The 16,808-nt window shown below is 29.6% G+C and carries 17 protein-coding genes; 7 read left to right on the top strand and 10 right to left on the bottom strand.

The window, feature by feature from the left end:
- Nucleotides 1-6: 6 nt before the first annotated feature.
- Nucleotides 7-702 carry a YjjG family noncanonical pyrimidine nucleotidase gene (locus B4A23_RS15170; protein ID WP_291121166.1) on the bottom strand — a complete coding sequence of 232 codons (696 nt, stop codon included), beginning with the start codon at nucleotides 700-702 and terminating at the stop codon, nucleotides 7-9.
- Between the two features lie 51 nt (nucleotides 703-753).
- Here B4A23_RS15170 and B4A23_RS15165 point away from each other — a divergent pair, with 51 nt between their 5' ends.
- The 3 genes from B4A23_RS15165 to B4A23_RS15155 are packed head-to-tail and all read left to right on the top strand — an operon-like array spanning nucleotide 754 to nucleotide 4,386.
- Nucleotides 754-2,013 carry a lipopolysaccharide biosynthesis protein gene (locus B4A23_RS15165; protein ID WP_180905344.1) on the top strand — a complete coding sequence of 420 codons (1,260 nt, stop codon included), beginning with the start codon at nucleotides 754-756 and terminating at the stop codon, nucleotides 2,011-2,013.
- Entirely contained in the window at nucleotides 2,006-3,142 is a 1,137-nt protein-coding gene (locus B4A23_RS15160; RefSeq protein WP_291121163.1) for a glycosyltransferase family 4 protein, read from the top strand. Before B4A23_RS15165 ends, B4A23_RS15160 begins: the two co-directional genes overlap by 8 nt.
- Entirely contained in the window at nucleotides 3,139-4,386 is a 1,248-nt protein-coding gene (locus B4A23_RS15155; protein WP_180905342.1) for an oligosaccharide flippase family protein, read from the top strand. The genes B4A23_RS15160 and B4A23_RS15155 overlap by 4 nt, the downstream gene beginning before the upstream one ends.
- Here the strand turns inward: B4A23_RS15155 and B4A23_RS15150 are convergent.
- Both B4A23_RS15150 and B4A23_RS15145 read right to left on the bottom strand, forming a co-directional pair.
- Nucleotides 4,381-5,652: a protein O-mannosyl-transferase family gene (locus B4A23_RS15150; protein WP_291121162.1), complete on the bottom strand. Its 1,272-nt coding sequence runs from the start codon at nucleotides 5,650-5,652 to the stop codon at nucleotides 4,381-4,383. The two genes, B4A23_RS15155 and B4A23_RS15150, sit on opposite strands and share 6 nt — an antisense overlap.
- Nucleotides 5,653-5,662: 10 nt before the next feature.
- Nucleotides 5,663-6,538 carry a polysaccharide deacetylase family protein gene (locus B4A23_RS15145; RefSeq protein WP_291121160.1) on the bottom strand — a complete coding sequence of 292 codons (876 nt, stop codon included), beginning with the start codon at nucleotides 6,536-6,538 and terminating at the stop codon, nucleotides 5,663-5,665.
- 28 nt (nucleotides 6,539-6,566) lie between these two features.
- Here B4A23_RS15145 and B4A23_RS15140 point away from each other — a divergent pair, with 28 nt between their 5' ends.
- Complete coding sequence (locus B4A23_RS15140; protein WP_291121158.1) at nucleotides 6,567-7,340, top strand: class I SAM-dependent methyltransferase; 774 nt, start codon at nucleotides 6,567-6,569, stop codon at nucleotides 7,338-7,340.
- Here the strand turns inward: B4A23_RS15140 and B4A23_RS15135 are convergent.
- The 7 genes from B4A23_RS15135 to B4A23_RS15105 all read right to left on the bottom strand — a co-directional run bounded on the left by B4A23_RS15135 (nucleotide 7,314) and on the right by B4A23_RS15105 (nucleotide 13,574).
- The gene (locus B4A23_RS15135) at nucleotides 7,314-8,201 is read right to left on the bottom strand and encodes a hypothetical protein (protein WP_291121156.1); all 888 of its coding nucleotides are present in this window, start codon (nucleotides 8,199-8,201) and stop codon (nucleotides 7,314-7,316) included. The two genes, B4A23_RS15140 and B4A23_RS15135, sit on opposite strands and share 27 nt — an antisense overlap.
- Nucleotides 8,198-9,427 carry a polysaccharide deacetylase family protein gene (locus tag B4A23_RS15130; RefSeq protein ID WP_291121154.1) on the bottom strand — a complete coding sequence of 410 codons (1,230 nt, stop codon included), beginning with the start codon at nucleotides 9,425-9,427 and terminating at the stop codon, nucleotides 8,198-8,200. The genes B4A23_RS15135 and B4A23_RS15130 overlap by 4 nt, the downstream gene beginning before the upstream one ends.
- 27 nt (nucleotides 9,428-9,454) lie before the next feature.
- Nucleotides 9,455-10,156, bottom strand: coding sequence for a RadC family protein (gene radC / locus B4A23_RS15125; protein ID WP_286512688.1), 702 nt, complete (start codon nucleotides 10,154-10,156; stop codon nucleotides 9,455-9,457).
- Nucleotides 10,134-10,607 carry a hypothetical protein gene (locus B4A23_RS15120; protein ID WP_291121153.1) on the bottom strand — a complete coding sequence of 158 codons (474 nt, stop codon included), beginning with the start codon at nucleotides 10,605-10,607 and terminating at the stop codon, nucleotides 10,134-10,136. Before B4A23_RS15120 ends, radC begins: the two co-directional genes overlap by 23 nt.
- A 78-nt stretch (nucleotides 10,608-10,685) precedes the next feature.
- Nucleotides 10,686-12,368, bottom strand: a complete 1,683-nt coding sequence (locus B4A23_RS15115) for a glutamine--tRNA ligase/YqeY domain fusion protein (protein WP_286487116.1) — start codon at nucleotides 12,366-12,368, stop codon at nucleotides 10,686-10,688.
- A 129-nt stretch (nucleotides 12,369-12,497) separates the two neighbouring features.
- A complete protein-coding gene (rimM, locus tag B4A23_RS15110) occupies nucleotides 12,498-13,022 on the bottom strand; it encodes a ribosome maturation factor RimM (RefSeq protein WP_125349534.1) in 525 nt (174 codons plus the stop codon).
- Nucleotides 13,023-13,046: 24 nt separating this feature from the next.
- Complete coding sequence (locus B4A23_RS15105; protein ID WP_180905332.1) at nucleotides 13,047-13,574, bottom strand: 30S ribosomal protein S16; 528 nt, start codon at nucleotides 13,572-13,574, stop codon at nucleotides 13,047-13,049.
- A gap of 255 nt (nucleotides 13,575-13,829) precedes the next feature.
- Between B4A23_RS15105 and B4A23_RS15100 the strand changes: the two genes are divergently transcribed.
- The 3 genes from B4A23_RS15100 (at nucleotide 13,830) to B4A23_RS15090 (ending at nucleotide 16,790) form a co-directional block, all read left to right on the top strand.
- A complete protein-coding gene (locus tag B4A23_RS15100) occupies nucleotides 13,830-13,997 on the top strand; it encodes a hypothetical protein (RefSeq protein ID WP_291121150.1) in 168 nt (55 codons plus the stop codon).
- Between the two features lie 8 nt (nucleotides 13,998-14,005).
- Nucleotides 14,006-16,105, top strand: a complete 2,100-nt coding sequence (locus tag B4A23_RS15095; protein WP_291121149.1) for a S8/S53 family peptidase — start codon at nucleotides 14,006-14,008, stop codon at nucleotides 16,103-16,105.
- An 85-nt stretch (nucleotides 16,106-16,190) separates the two neighbouring features.
- Nucleotides 16,191-16,790: an HD domain-containing protein gene (locus tag B4A23_RS15090; RefSeq protein ID WP_291121148.1), complete on the top strand. Its 600-nt coding sequence runs from the start codon at nucleotides 16,191-16,193 to the stop codon at nucleotides 16,788-16,790.
- Nucleotides 16,791-16,808: the final 18 nt, after the last annotated feature.

Here is a 16,808-nt window from a genome sequence, read left to right as displayed (position 1 = left end):
TTAAGTTTATAAATAATTTCTTACTTCATCTAAATGTGTAATTGTAGGAACATCATCCATCGAAAAATTATCATCTAATCGATCAAAGAAAATAGCCGACATTCCGAAAGCTTTTGCGCCAACAGCGTCCGCAATCCAGTCGTCACCAATGTAAATTGATTCATCTTTTTTAGCACCAGATTTTTCCATTGCCAAAGAAAAAATACGAGGATCAGGTTTCAAGATTTTGATTTCGTCTGCATAAGTTACCGTATCAAAATAACCATTTAATTCTGACGTTTCAATTTTACGTTTCGAGACTTCGAGAAAACCATTTGTGATAATGTGTAGCTTATATTTTGGCTTCAAATAATCCAGCAATTCCATCGCACCATCTACCACTTCATTATAATTGGTAATGGTTTCCATGTATTCTTCTTCAAAAATCTTTGCCAAAGCATCATTATCAATTCCAAGATTATCAAAAGCTTCTTTGAAACGACGAGCACGTAATTCTTCTTTTGTAATTTTTTTGTCACGAATCAAAGCCCAAAGACCTTCGTTGCTATCGTGATAAAATGGATGAAATTCCTCGAATGTAAAACCATATCTATTTTCTACATCATACTTTTTGTAAAGCTCATCTAGCGCGAATTTTGCATTTTTTCTGAAATCCCAAAGTGTGTTATCAAGATCGAAAAAAACGTGTTTTATTGTGTTCATAAATGCAAAGCTAAGGATTTTATGTAGATTTGCTGATGAAGAAAATATCAATTGAAAGCGAAGTTAGAAAAATTTAAAACGAAGAATGCCAAAGGTGTTTTGTCTTTGTTGGCAGGGAACACGATTGCGCAAGTGATTATGTTTATTGGCGGAATTATTTTGGCTCGAATTTATGGTCCAGAAGCGTCGGGAACTTACAATGCTTTTTCAGCTTTTGTGGCGATTCTAGCTATTTTGACAACGTTTCGTTTAGAGAATATTTTCGTGATTTCGAAATCATCAAAAGCGATTCGAAATTTGTTCACAACTTTATTATTAGTGAGTAGCATTGTAACGATTTTATTCTTTTTGGGCTATGCAGTTTTAGAAGGAATTTTCACATTCAAAACGTCTTTATTTATTGTTTTCTTAAGTTGTATTGCAGGATTATTTACAGCTTGGAATAATGTTCAAAATACATTGTTTACGAAGTATAAATTATTCAAAAGTATTTCGACTGGATTTGTGATTAATGCACTGTTTTCGGTTTTTTTTCAATTCATTTTTTATTGGATGGGCTACAAAGAAACAGGATTGATTTATGGAACAATTTTCGGAACAGTTTTGTCTTGTGCATATTATTTTTCAATTACAAAAGGACGATTTTCTTCTATTGATTTTGGTTTGGCTAAACGAACAATTTCTAAGAACAAAGAAATCATAAAATATACATTACCCTCAGAATCGTTGAATGCGATTGCAAACAATTTGCTCCCCATTATGATTGCGATTTATTTTATGAAAGAAGATGTAGCTTTTGTAGGAAATTCTGCTAAAGTTTTGGTTGTTCCTTTGACATTACTTTCCAATTCGATGTCGAAAGTTTTCTTTCAGAAATCTGCTGCAATGATTGATCATCGTTCGCATCAATTATATGATTTATCGAAAAAAGTGGTGCTGTATAACGTTGGAGCAATTGCTGTTTTTCTTTTGTTGATGAATTGTATCGGAATTTTTATTCTCGAGTGGATGCTTGGACCAGAATGGCGAGGTTTACATATTATGACGTGGATTCTTTCTTTCTGGATTTTGTGTCGTTCTGCAATGAATCCTATTCAGCAAATTGTCGTGGTTATCAAGAAAAATCATTACGCACTATACTTCAATATTTATTTAGTTTTCGTTACATTGATTACTTGTGTGATTGGCGGACTAAATAAAAATATACTTTTGACGTTATCCCTATATTCTTTCTTTGCGGGAATGGGCTATTTAGTTCAACTTTACTTTGTAATGAAAGAGCTGAAACGTTATAAAAAGTCAGGTGAATAATTCGAGAAAAAATATTTTAGCTTTAGCATCTTGGTATCCGAGTAGAATTTTTTTAGATAATGGAGATTTTATTCAGCGCCATTTACGTTCTATCTCTACTTTAAATAATGTGACGCTTGTTCATGCAGTAAAAGATGAAAATTTAAAATCTAATTTTGAAATAGATGATTCTATCAACCAAAATATAAGGGAAATAATTGTTTATTTTAAACCATCTTTTTTTCGTCCGTTTAATTTAATCAAACAATTTATAGCTTTTCTGAAAGGAGTTTCTTTGGTTAATAATTTTGATATAATTCATGTCAATGTTATTTATCCAGCTGGTTTAGTTGCTTTATTTTTGAAAAGTAAATACAAAAAATCAATAGTTTTAACAGAGCATTGGACAGGATTTTCCCCAGAACGTTTTATTTCATTTTCATTTTACAAGAAGTTCTTAATTAAGAAAATACTTAGAAAAGTAGATTTTTTAACGCCTGTTTCGAATGATTTAGCACAAAAAATACTTGAAATTTATCCTATAACAAATGTAAAAATTATTCCAAATGTTGTGGATGTAGAATTGTTTTCAGTAAAAGAAGAATGTAAAGTTGAAAAAATAATATTTTTACATCTTTCGCATTTAGGAAACGAGCATAAAAATGTTTTGGGAATGTTGAATGTTGCTAAAAAGTTAGTTGATAATGGTTATAATTTTGAATTTCAGATTGGAGGAAATGGAGATTTAACTTTGATTAATAATTTTATTGTAGAAAATAATTTACATGATTTTGTAAAATCTTTTGGGCGATTACAACATTTTGAAGTGAATCAAAAGATGAAGAACGCAAATTGTTTTGTACTTTTTAGTCACTACGAAAATCAACCTTGTGTTCAAATAGAAGCTTTTGCTTCAGGAATTCCTGTTATCGCAAGCGATGTAGGCGGAATTAAAGAATTTATGCCAAATAATTTTGGATTTATTGTGAATAAAAATGATGAATTAGCACTTTATAAAGCAATGGTTGAGGTGATAGAAGGTTATGAATTTGCAACGTCAAATGAATTAAATACGTATGCTTTGAATAATTTTTCTAAGGAAGAAATTGCTTACCAATTTGATGAAGTTTATGTGAAAATTTTACAATGAAAGATTTAATCAAATTCATACAATCTTTTTTACAAAACAATGGTTTTTACGTTTTTTTATCTTTTGTGGTAGAAAAATTAGTGATGCTGATTAATACCATTTTCATTGTAAAAATGATTCCGCAAGATGAATTTGGTCGTATAACACTTATCGCATCTATTATTGGGTTTGTTGCGCCATGGAATGGATTAGGTTCATTACAGGTTTTGATGAAGTTTGGTGCTGGCGAAGAAAATGAACAAACACGTAAAGACCTAAGTCGAAAATTATTTAGAAATGGCGTTATTAATCAGCTTATTTTATGTAGTATTTTCATTGTAATTGCTAATTTTTATGCCATAAAATTTGATCATTTATTATGGATTATTCTCTTGTTTTCTGTTCGTCTTTTCGGGATGTTTTTTCAGTCTCATCTTACAATCGATTATCGAATAAATGGTTTCAATAAGAAGTTTGCTTCATTAAATATGTTGATTAATTGTTTGGGATTGATTTTTACATTTTTCTTAACCATCAATTTTGGAGCAATTGGTTATATGACTTCGTTGGCGATTACACCTTTTATTAGTTTATTTTTCTATTCTAAAACAATTTTACAACAATCAATAAATGATTTAAGTGAAATGAATTGGAAAATGATGTGGAAATATGGAAGAATGGAATCTTTGGCTTATTTCGCTTCAGAGTTATTGTTTTCGATTGATATTGCAATGATTGCGATTTTTATGACAGATAAAGATATTGCTTTGTATAAAGTTGCGATTCTTCTGCCTATGAATTTATTATTTATTCCGACTATATTATTTCAAACCGATTTTCCTCGAATTATTAAAAATAGTCAGAACAAGGATTTTCTAAAATTTTATATAAAAAATTATTATAAGCTATTCATTCTTATAGGAATTAGTATTCTTTTAGGAAGTTATTTTCTTAGAGATTTTATAATCGAGTTATTTTTCAATAAAAGTTATTTAGCTGGTGATACAGTTTTTTTTATTGCAACAATAGCAGTTGTTTTAGCAATGTTGTTTAGAGTTCTTTTTCTTAATTTATTTAGTGCAGTTGGTTTGTTTACATATAGTGTACGAGTTTCAATTGTTTCAATTATCACACTTATTATTGCAGATTCTATACTTATTCCTTTTTATCAACTAAATGGAGCAGCTTTCGGTTTTTTAATTATGTATATAGTTTCTGGATTATATGCTACTTTTATATTTAGAAATTATTTAAAAAAATTATAACTTTTTTATTTCTTCTTTTGTCATTGTTTTAGATTTAAGATCAATTAATTTTTGACCTGTTTCTTTCATCCATTCAATATCTTCATTTGTTTCTTCATTATTTAGAATAACTTCCAAAATACCTTTGTTGTTATTCATCCAAGGAAGCAAATAATAATTTAATCCGTCTTTGTATGCTTTTTGTTGATGAAATTCTTTCCCTTTTGTTGTTTGCATAGCAAGTTGTTTGGCCGAATAATAATAAAGCGGTGTTGAGAAAATAAGGATAGAAATTAATGAAGTGTACTTCGGAAATTTTGTAATGAAATTGTTTAAACCAATACTTAAAATAATCAAATAAGCTAAATTAAAATTTAAGAAAAAGACATAATTATCGCTAACAGCATAAATAGTAGCAAAACAAAAAACAGGTAAACCGAAAATAATAAAAAAAAGTAATGATTTGTCTTTGATAAAATTTCTAATTGGAATAAAGAATATGGCAAAATTAAGAAACCAAAAATTATAAATAATATAACCTAATGCTTTCATTAAATCTTTTGAATAGCTTACTAAATCTTTCTTCAAAGAATCAGACACCCATGATTTTTCTGAAGATGATAAAACATTTTTCAGAGATTCGTTATTAATAATTGGATAAATATAGAGCAATGCCAAAAATAGAAAAGGAATGAAAAAATAGCTAAAAATCAATCTATTTTTAATATTATTTCTAAAAGCCAAGTAGCATAAATAAAAATAAGAAGGAATTAATAGAACGCCTTGTACATGAGAAAATAAGCTAATTCCAAGCATTATTCCTGCAAATAAAAGCGTTTTAGATTGTTTATTTTGAACAAATTTTATCGCAAATAAAACGTAAAGTGAAATCCAAATTAAACAAAAAGTGTAAACTTCTATATTTTCGGTATTTTTCCAAAAAGTAAAACTAAATCCAAACGCAACTGTACCTAAAAGAGAAATCCAAAGTTTTTTATTTAAGAGTTGAAGAATAGAAAATAAAATATTCAAAACTATTACAGCAGAAATAATATTTACCCAACGTCCAATCTCAATGGTATCTATAAAAGGAAATAATTTGTGAATTAGAATATTGAAGTTGAAATACAAAAAATGAGTTAATGAGTAGGTTTCAAACGTAAATTGATTTGCTTCAATATCCAAAATTTTTCCAGCAGAATCACCAAAAGTTATTTTACTAAAACTTCCTAAACGATAAATGATTAAGAAAAATAAGGTAATAAATAAATGATAAAATTTTTTCACTCTTTTTGTATTAATGAGATACAATATGCTTTTGTAGTAACTTTTGAATATAAAATTTATAACGATTTTTTTTGATAAAAATTGCAGGATCAGTAATACAATTATCCATCGGAAGTCGCTGAATATTTGTTGAAACTTCATCATCTTTTATTCCTGCCGTACCAAATGTAAGATTTGATTTTATAGTATTAAAAAAGTTTTTAGAAACTCCGTCATCTGTAAAAGGAAAAGAAAAAACTCGATAATCTAAATTAAACTTTTGTTGGATAAAATCTAAGCTTTCGTTCGTTTCTAAAAGTTGTTGTTCGAAAGAAATATCGCGATAATAAGGATGATTCATCGAATGTGCACCTATTGTATATCCTTGATTAATTAATGCTTTTATTTCATTTTCATTCAAATAAATTTCAAAATCATTTAGTTTTATTTCTTGTTTTAAAATTAATTCATCAATTTTTTTAAGATCATGAATAGAATAATTTAAAAGTTCTTTTTTAAAGTTGTTGTCTGTAATGTTTTCTAAAATGAAAGCAACTTTATATCGATAAAAAATTTCTTGATTGTCAATAAAATTTGGATTGATAAAAAAAGTTGCATCTAAATTTCGTTCTTTTAATATTGGAACAATTAAGGAGTAACATTCTTTCAAACCATCGTCAAAACTAAGATGAAAGTAATTTTCTTGAGGAATAAAACCATTTTTTTTGTATAAATCAATTAATTCAATCATAGAAATATTGACATAATTTTTCTGAAAAAAATCTAATTCACGCTGAAATTGATCAATTGATTTTAATGGATATAATTGATCAATATGAACTAATCGTTTATCTGAAACTGTGTGGTAAAAAGGAAATATATTTTTTTTGAATAAATTTAATATCATAAAATAGCAGTCTTAACGTTTGTAAGTAATGAATGCAATTAAAACATTTTATAAAAAATTATTTTCCGAAAAGATAAGAATTAATAATAGAAAAAATTTGAAGAAATTGAATGGATTATTTCTGAAAGGAAATAATTTTTATTGCAATTGTTGCGAACAATCTTTTTCTAAGTTTTTAGATAAATCTAATGGTATAGATAACCGAGAAAATGCTGAATGTCCAAATTGTGGTTCATTAGAAAGGACAAGAGTTTTGTTAGAGTTTATAAAAAATGAAACAGATTTATTAGCTAAACCTAATAAATTATTGCATATTGCTCCGGAAGACGCATTGAAAAATATTTTTAAACAGACCGATAATTTAGGCTATATCAATGCTGACATTAATATCAATCTTGCTGATGAAGAAATGGATATTACTTCAATAAATTATCCTGACAACACATTTGATTATGTAATTTGTTGTCATGTTTTAGGGCATATTCCTGATGAAAAAAAAGCAATTGATGAATTGTTTCGAGTTCTAAAAAAAAGAGGAAAAGCATTGATTCAAACTCCTATTCATCCAATAAATAATACGTTTGAAAATTCTGAATTTAAGACAGAAGAAGAAAGATTAAAAAATTATGGAGAAAAAGATTTATTGCGATTGCATGGACAGGATTTTCAAGAAAGATTAAAACGTGAAAATATGCTAATCAAAAAAATAGATTATCGAAATAAAATTGATCATAATTTAGCAAAGAAACTTTCTGTTGGAAATGGCTATCGTGAATTAATTTTTCTTTGTCAAAAAGTCTAAATTAGAATAGTTTGTATAATGTTTTTCTATAGCGCCAAAACCTTGCATAAATTTAGCTATAGAAGGAACCATAGAACCTTCGAAATCAAATGCTAATTCTGAATTAGAAAAGGTTTTGATAATGTAATCTATTATGTAAGCTGATCCAAAATTACTTTTTGAATTCTTATTTCTTGCAAAAGCAAAGTTATAAACTCGATTTTTAGAAATCATGATTAGTTGACAACCAAGTAAATTTTCTTCTTGATCAAAAATTTCATAAATATTAATAATTTTTTGATTAAATAAACTTTGAATTTTTTCTTGCGAATAATTTATTAAATTGTTTGTAATTAAATATTCATATGATGAGTTTAATTCGAAAAATCGATTTAATTGAGTAACATTTTCAATTTTATAATTAAATTTTCCTACTTTCCGAATTTCATTTCTTCGGTTTCTACTATAAATTGAAAATAAATTTTCATAATCTTGATTTAAATCCAAAATATAGTTGACCTTTTTCTGTCCCTTCGGCTCAAACATCTCTGTATTTTCTTCATTAAAAGCATAAGCTCTAACTAAATTTCGATGCAGTTTTTTCTCAAAAAGTAAGAAAGTTTCTTTTGAAAAATTTTCTTGATGAAAAACACCTAATTGTTGACAATAAATTGGCTGAACAATGAACTTAAACCCAAATTTCTTAACAAAAGGCAATGGCATTATGGCTTCATAATCGTTTAAAACGTAACAATCCCAATTGTTATCAACTAAAGCATCCAAATAAAAAACTTCTGCATAAATGCGATAATTCACCGATTTGTTAAGACATTCGGTGTATTTGTTAACATCTAATTTTTTTCGAGAAACTCTTTTTATCATTCAAAAATACTTTCGTAAACTTTTCGCCATTCAACCCAATCTTCGTTCAAGTTTGATTGGTGGAATAATGTTATAAACGTTCCGTTTGTGGCTTTAATTGTTTGTTTTAATTTTTTTATTTCTTCTAAAGCCTGTTGCGGTGTTAATTTTAAATAATTTTTCAATGTAACATCCATTGTGACAAAAGGATATATTGTTAACAATGTTTGTTGATTTGTTGATAAGTCAAACCATTTGAATGGAGTAGAAGTTCCAGCTCTAAAGCCTAATTGATGTGGAAATCCCATGGTGTAATCTTCTAAAATTTCATTTATTAACAATTGTTGATAAGTGTGAGGAATGCTCAATTTAATGAAATGTTGACGTGATTTTTTTATCGGTTGATTGATGATTTTTTCTAATCGATTAATTTCAATTGTTAATTTATTTCCTTCGAAATTAGATTGATAAGAAGGGTGGATTCCAATTTTTGCCCAAGTTGAAATGTTATTTATTAAATCTTTTTGAGTATTATTTTTCCAATGATGATTTTTATCGAAAGTAGAATAATCGCCCAATAACCAAAAGAAAATTGTTTCAATTTGATGTTTTTCAGCTAAATCTTTCAAATAATCAAATGTATCATAAGGATCTTTTTCTTTCTGATTCAAAACCTTGATTTGCTGTTTTGTTTCTGAGAAATTTCCTTTAATAATTTTCTTAAAAAGTGAACCAAATTTTACTTTAGGTGAATGATAAAGATATTTCCAAGAATAATCAACATCGTGAGTATTAATTTGTTTGAAAACTCTCTGTTTAAAAGATATTTTAGGAAATTTAGACTTTATCTTTTTTTGAATTTCAATACAAATTTCATCTACAATTGGTTTCGAATAATCTAAATCCGAACCTAAAAAACGATTGTGTTGATCAAATTGTCCTGGTTTTGCAATGTATTCTTCATAACGAGAAAGCCAATAAAAACATTTACCAAATTCATTTAAAATTGAATAATCAACATCTTTTCGAATAGTTGTTTCTAATAAAATATCATCAACTTTATAGTTGATTTCATTTTCTAAAAATTGATTCGAAAAGTTGATTTTTGGTAAAATTGATTGTGAAAACTCATCAAAATCTGTAGTCGTTTTGTAGTCAATTCCAAAAAAATCATGAAAAATAAAATCGAAAATATATTCAATTCTATTTGTAATTTTTTCTGTAAATATGATAATTTCTTGACTCAAAATATTTTTCAATAAGGCTTAAAGATATCAAATTAGACCATCATCCGCAAACGAATAAAAATCTTTTTGAGAAACAATAATGTGATCTAAAACTTGAATATCTAAAAGAGTAGCACCTTCTTTAATTTTTCGAGTAATATGTATATCAGACTGACTTGGAGTAAGATTTCCAGAAGGATGGTTGTGGGAAAGTATCATTCCTGTTGCCATTAATTCCAAGGCGCGTTTAAAAATTACTCGAATATCGACGGCGGTTTGATTAATTCCACCTCGCGAAATTTGCTCGGTTTTTATAATTCGATTTCCTTGATTGAGAAACATCACCCAAAATTCTTCGTTTGGTAAATCGCCAATTTGTTGTTGTAAAATGATCGCAGCATCCTTGCTCGAAGTAATTTTGTCACGTTCCAGAACCTCTTGCGAATTTCTTCTTCTTCCAATTTCCATTGCAGTGATTATCGAAATTGCTTTTGCTTCTCCAACTCCTTTGAATTTGCATAAATCTACAATTGAATATTTAGCTAATTCATTCCAATTATTATTAGCAGAGTTTAAGATTCGTTTTGCCAACTCTACAGCGGATTCTTCGCGATTTCCGCTTCCCATAATAATCGCTAACAATTCGGCATCAGAAAGCGACGAACGTCCTTTTAAAGCTAATTTTTCGCGTGGACGATCATCTTCATTCCAGTTTTTTATCGAATTTTTATTCTCTAAGTAATCCGTCATCGTCGCTCGCAATTTTTACATAAGTATAATAAAAACCATCGTGAAATTCGTCGCTAATTCCAAGTGTATTTTGTTTAACCTCAAAACTCTTTCCCATCGAAGTATTTCCATTGGTGTAAATCATTGGAACAAGCCCTGTTTTGTGAATACTTTTCCCTTTTGCTATATTATAAGTTACTCGATTTGTTTCCTTACCATTGATAATTGTAATCATCTCAGTAGGTGTAAATTCTACAACTGTAACACGATCTGCAGGAGGTAGTTGTTCACGTCCTACGATTCCTCCTGAAAGTTTTACCAATTTCCATCTCCCTATAAGTGTTGGTTCTTGCGTTCTTTCGATTTTGTCAGTAGAATCATTCGACTTTTTTTCTGTTGTAGCTTTTGTGGATTGACAACTTGATAAAGCAATAAAAATGGTAAATATGATATAAGTGATTTTATTTTTCATGTTAAAAATTTAGATTAAATATAATAAAAAAAGCTCGAACAAATTTGTTCGAGCTTGATATTTAATAAAATAGATTTTTTATTTATTCACTTTTGCCCAAGTATCTTTAAGCGTAACAGTTCTATTGAAAATTAATTTTTCTGTAGAAGAATCACGGTCTAAAGCAAAATATCCAATGCGTTGAAATTGGAATTTATCCTCGACTTTAGCTTCTTTCAAAGCAGGCTCAGCAAAACCTTCTTTTACAGTTAAAGAATTTGGATTGACAAATTGTAAAAAGTCAACATCTTTCTCTGCATCTGGCGATTCAACTGTAAATAAACGATCATATTCGCGCACTTCGATTGGAATATTCTCTGTTGCAGAAACCCAATGTAATGTACCTTTTACTTTACGTTTAGAAGCTTCAGTTCCGCTTCCAGATTTCGTTTCAGGATCGTAAGTTGCATAAATTGTTGTGATATTCCCTTCAGCATCTTTTTCTACTCTTTCAGCTTTAATGAAATATGCACCTTTCAAACGAACTTCATTTCCTAAAGATAAACGGAAGAATTTTTTAGGCGCTTCTTCCATAAAATCTTCACGTTCAATATAGATTTCACGAGTAAAAGGAACGATACGAGTTCCAGCAGTTTCATCTTCTGGGTTATTCTCAATTTCTAATTCCTCCACTTGTCCTTCTGGATAATTCTCGATAATCACTTTTACTGGATCAATCACAGCAAAAACACGTGGCGCAATTTTATTTAAATGATCACGAACAGAAAATTCTAATAATGAAATATCTAAGACGTTATCACGTTTTGCAACACCGGCTGTATTCCAGAAATTCTTGATAGATTCTGGCGTATAACCGCGACGACGCAAACCTGAAATTGTAGGCATACGTGGATCGTCCCAACCTGTTACAACTCCTTCTTGAACCAATTTCATCAACTTACGTTTACTTGTAATCATGTACGAAACATTACCACGAGCAAATTCGCGTTGTTTTGGTTTTTGAGGTTGATTTGGCAACTCAACATTATTCGCATACCATTCATATAAATCACGGTGATTTTTGAATTCTAACGAACACAATGAGTGAGAAATTCCTTCGATATAATCAGATTCTCCATGCGTCCAATCGTACATTGGGTACATTTTCCATGTATCTCCAGTACGGTGATGAGGACGTTTCAAAATACGATACATAACAGGGTCGCGCATGTTCATATTAGGAGAAGTCATGTCAATTTTTGCGCGTAAAACATGTGTACCTTCTTCAAATTCTCCCGCTTTCATTCGTTCGAAAAGATCTAAATTTTCTTCAACAGAACGATTTCTATAAGGAGACTCGATTCCTGGTTCAAAAGGTGTTTTACGTTGTTCATTAATCACTTCCGAAGATTGGTCGTCGATGTACGCTTTTCCTTCTTTAATTAATTGAACAGCCCAATCGTAAAGCTGCTGGAAATAATCAGAAGCATAGCGTTCTTCTGCCCACTCGAAACCTAACCATTTCACATCTTCGCGGATAGAATCTACGAATTCTTGCTCTTCTTTGTCAGGATTAGTGTCATCAAAACGTAAGTTTACAGGCGCGTTGTAACGCTGTCCTAAACCGAAGTTTAAGCAGATTGCTTTTGCATGCCCGATATGCAAATAACCATTTGGTTCTGGTGGGAAACGAAAACGTAAATTTTCTTTTGGCATCCCGTTGGCTAAATCATCTTCAATGATTTGCTCAATAAAATTCAATGATTTTTTTTCTTCTTCCATTTTTTAATTACGATTGAGTTTGCAAAGGTACGAAATTGACAATAAATATAATGTCGAAAATTTCGGATTTTACAATTAGAAAAATTCAATCAAAAAATAGAAGTAAATAAGTGATTTATAATGGATAAGTTATCCCAAATAAATTTCTAATAATCCGTCAGGAATTTGGATAAGCATTGCTTTTTCTTCGCGATTAACTTCAAGAATCCATTCGTCAATCATCGGAATTAAGATTTCTTTTCCATTCGCATCTACTTCGAAATAAGCTTGCGCTGCAGAATCATTTACAGATTTTATTGTACCAACTTCTGTATTTGTTTGATCATAAATAGTGAAACCAACTATTTCGTGATAATAAAAATCTGTTCCAGAAAGTTCTGGTAATGATTTTAGAGGTAAATAAAGTTCGCGATTGATTAATTTGTCGACATCTTCGTCTTCAACATCTTCAAACTTTACTAATAATTTTGTGCCTTGATAAGGCTGAGAAGTTTCGAAAAAAAATGGAACCAGTGTACCATCTTGCTCGATGAACACTGCTTCCAAAGTATCGTATAATTCTGGTTCGTCTGTATCCAAGTGAATGATTAAATTACCTTTGAAACCATGTCTCTTTGTAACTTTACCTAAATAGTAGCAATCATTTTTTGTCATTTGGAACGTCTCTGAACTTAAAAATTATTCTTCTGTAGCAACTTCTTCAGTTGTACCTTCTGCTTCTTCAGCAGGAGTTTCTTCAACTTGTGCAGCAGCTTCAGCTTCCTGAGCAGCTTTTACACGAGCTTCATTAACAGCTTTTTCAGCTTCTAAGGCAGCAGCTTTAGCAGCAGCAGCACCTGAAGTTAAACCGTCTTTTTTAGCTTGAACTTTTTCACCTTTAGCTTCTAACCAAGCGTCGAAACGTTTGTCAGCTTCTTCTTGAGAAAACGCACCTTTAGCAACACCACCTAATAAGTGTTTTTTCATAAAAGCACCTTTGTAAGATAATAAAGCTTTAGCAGTATTTGTAGGCTCAGCACCAGTTTGTAACCATTTTACAGCAGAATCAACATTTAATTCTACAGTTGCAGGGTTAGTAATTGGGTTGTAAGTACCTAATTTTTCGATGAAACGACCGTCACGTTTTGCTCTTGAGTCAGCAACTACGATGTGAAAGAATGGTTTTCCTTTACGACCATGTCTTTGTAATCTAATTCTTGTAGCCATAGTATAACTAATTATTTTGGGAACTCGTCCCGTTTTACAAATTTGAGGTGCAAATATACAATATTTTTATTAAAAACACATTGTTTTGTATATTGATGACTTTTATTATTTTAGTAAGATATTTTTATAATTGATATGAGTATGAATCTATTTATTAAAAGTCTAGCCATCTTGGTTGTGATCGTTTTTTTTTCACAATGTAAGAACAGAGAGGTTAGTAAGTCTTCAAATTTGGTAACTAAAGATACATTAAATATGTCTAAGAAAGAGTTGTCAAAATATTTTGATGAACAACAAAAGAAATTGGAAAAAAAATATGATAGTCTAAATATAAAAGGAGATTCAACTAAAAATAAATCAACTATTACAGACATCTTTGATACAGCACCAATATATAATGAAACGACTAATAAGAAAAAATAACAACAAATATGAATATAAAACTACTTTTTACAGGATTACTGTCTTTAGCATATATTAATACGTATGCGCAATCTAAAAAAGAATTATCTACTTTTTTTAAAGAACAAAATGAAGTTAAGACAAATAAGTTTAAACAAAGATTAAGTAAGAGTCATTCTAATCATTCATTTAACATCTCAAACTTAGCTGAAATTACAGATTATTCTGCAGTGTTTTATCAAACGGATGATTATAGAGCAAACAATGCTTCTAATATTGATTATTTACAAAGTGGTCAAGTAGGAGGGTTCGCGTTAAATGGTGACAATATGGATATTGCTATCTTTGATGGAGGCGCAACCTTTGCTCCTCATAAAGAGTTTGGAGATAAATCTTCTACAGGACTTACAAGGGTTTCTGATCTAGAGAATAAAGTTCTTGCAATGTCTACACATGCAACGTCAGTAGCTGGTTTTATTGCTGCAGGAGGTTATTATAATGTTACATTTACTTATACAGATGGTTCTAAAGTTACTTTTAATCAAGCTGCAAAAGGAGTATTACCAAATGCAAAGATAAAATCAGCAGGTTTTTCTACTACAACGAATGGAAATATTTTTAGTAAAATATTAAATTATAATTATTATATATCGAACCATTCTTATGGAGTTAATTATGGATGGTCATATGATGCTAATGGTAGTTTGGGAAAAGGTTGGTATTATCCAGTTAATACAACGATATTTACGAAATCAAGTGATACTTTTTTCGGAACTTATTTAACTAATGATGAAAATTATGATAAAATAGTTTATGCGGATCCTAAATTTACAATAATTAAATCAGCGGGTAATTATTATGGAGATGGACCAGCCGCGAATGATACTGTTCCTAAATATAGATGGGGAAGTGGAGCTTATCAAGCTTTTGATGCAAAAGATATTATGCCCGATATAAATTGTAAATCAGGAGCATATTGCATAGGTACAGGATCTTTGGCTAAAAATATTATTGTAGTAGGAGCTGTAAATGTACCAAATACTTCAAATAACAGAATCACATCTAAAAATGAAATAATAAGATCTAGTTATAGTAGTGTTGGGCCAAGAAAAGATGGAGCTATAAAACCAGATTTAGTTGCAGTAGGAACAAATGTAATTGCACCGACAGCTATTGCGACTGATTCAACTTCGGTAACAAGATTTACAATGGGTAGTGGGACTTCATATTCTGCACCAAAAGTGACAGGTGCGATAGGAGCGATAACACAATTAAAAAGATTATTAAGTGGAGATAATCAGTATTATTTTTATGCAGACGAAATAAAAGCTTTATTATTACATACAACAATGGAAGCTGGTGATTTCGAAGGTCCTGATAATTGGTTTGGTTGGGGTATGTTAGATGCTAAAAAAGCTGCAGAAACTGTAGTAGATATACATAATAAAACAGGAAGTATATTAGAAAGAAATGATAAAAAATCTGGTGTAGATTACAATAAAGAAATTATAGCAACATCTAATACAGATAATGAATTAAAGGTAACACTAACCTGGATTGATCCTGCTGGTACTCCTGCTACTACTAATGATGGAGCAATAAATGATAAAACTTCAGAGATTGTAAATGATTTTGATCTAAGAGTTATTGATACTCAAACTAATGAAGTGTTTATGCCTTGGAAATTAGATTTATCAAATCCTACTGGAGCAGCAATAAAAGGAGATAATTTAGTAGATAATGTTGAACAAATTTCAATAAAATCTCCAGTTGTTGGAAGAAAGTATAAAATAGTTGTTTCGAATAAAGGAACTTTAGTTAATGAGAACAAAGTAGCTTCAGATCAAAAATATACATTACTCATTACAGGTGGTAATCCAGCAAATTTGGACACAAGTGAACTAGATAAATTAAATTCTATTTCAGTTTATCCAACAGTTACAAAAGATATTGTAAATGTACAGACGAATGAAAAAATGATAGTTGTAGATATTTTTGATATGACTGGAAAAAAAGTTTCGTCTTCGGATAAGAAGCAAATTAATGTTTCGAATTTACCAACAGGTGTTTACATTCTTAATATTAAAACAGATAAACAATCGGTTTCTAAAAAAATCGTAAAACAATAAAATCATATTTTTTTCTATTAACTTAAAACTTCAATAACATTGTTATTGAAGTTTTTTATTTTAGCGTGAAATAGATTATCAAAAAATGAATAAACAAGAAATACTTACTCAGACACAAGCATATATCAAAAAAACGTTTTTAGATGAAGGAACTGGACACGATTATTTTCATATAGAACGTGTGGTAACAAATGCGAAGAAGATTTTGGAAACGGAGAATGCAGATTCTTTTTTGGTCGAATTAGCTGCTTGGACACACGATATTGGTGATTATAAATTACATAATGGAGTTGATAAATCGGAGGAATTAATTAGAGAATTTTTAGAATCAATTTATGTAGAAGAAACATCTATTCAGAAAGTATTGGAAATAGTTTCGCAAGTTTCATTTAGTAAAGGAAATAAACCAACAACTATCGAGGCGGAGATTGTGCAAGATGCTGATCGTTTAGATGCGATTGGAGCGGTTGGTATTGCGCGTTGTTTTGCATATGGCGGAAGTGTTGGTAATATTTTGTATAATCCTTATGATAATTCCAAAGACGCATCGAGTGTGCAACATTTTTACGATAAATTATTCAAATTAAAAGAGTTGATGAATACCAAAACAGCAAAAGAAATCGCTTTAAAACGTCATCAATATATGGAAAATTTTATCGAAGAATTTTATCAAGAAGTAAAATAATATTGTAACTTATTATTC

This window comes from Empedobacter sp. UBA7248, assembly GCF_002472945.1.
In the GTDB taxonomy this organism is placed as follows: Bacteria; Bacteroidota; Bacteroidia; order Flavobacteriales; family Weeksellaceae; genus Empedobacter; species Empedobacter falsenii_C.
Note: the sequence above shows the minus strand (reverse complement) of the source record. Positions and strands in the feature narration are given on the sequence as shown.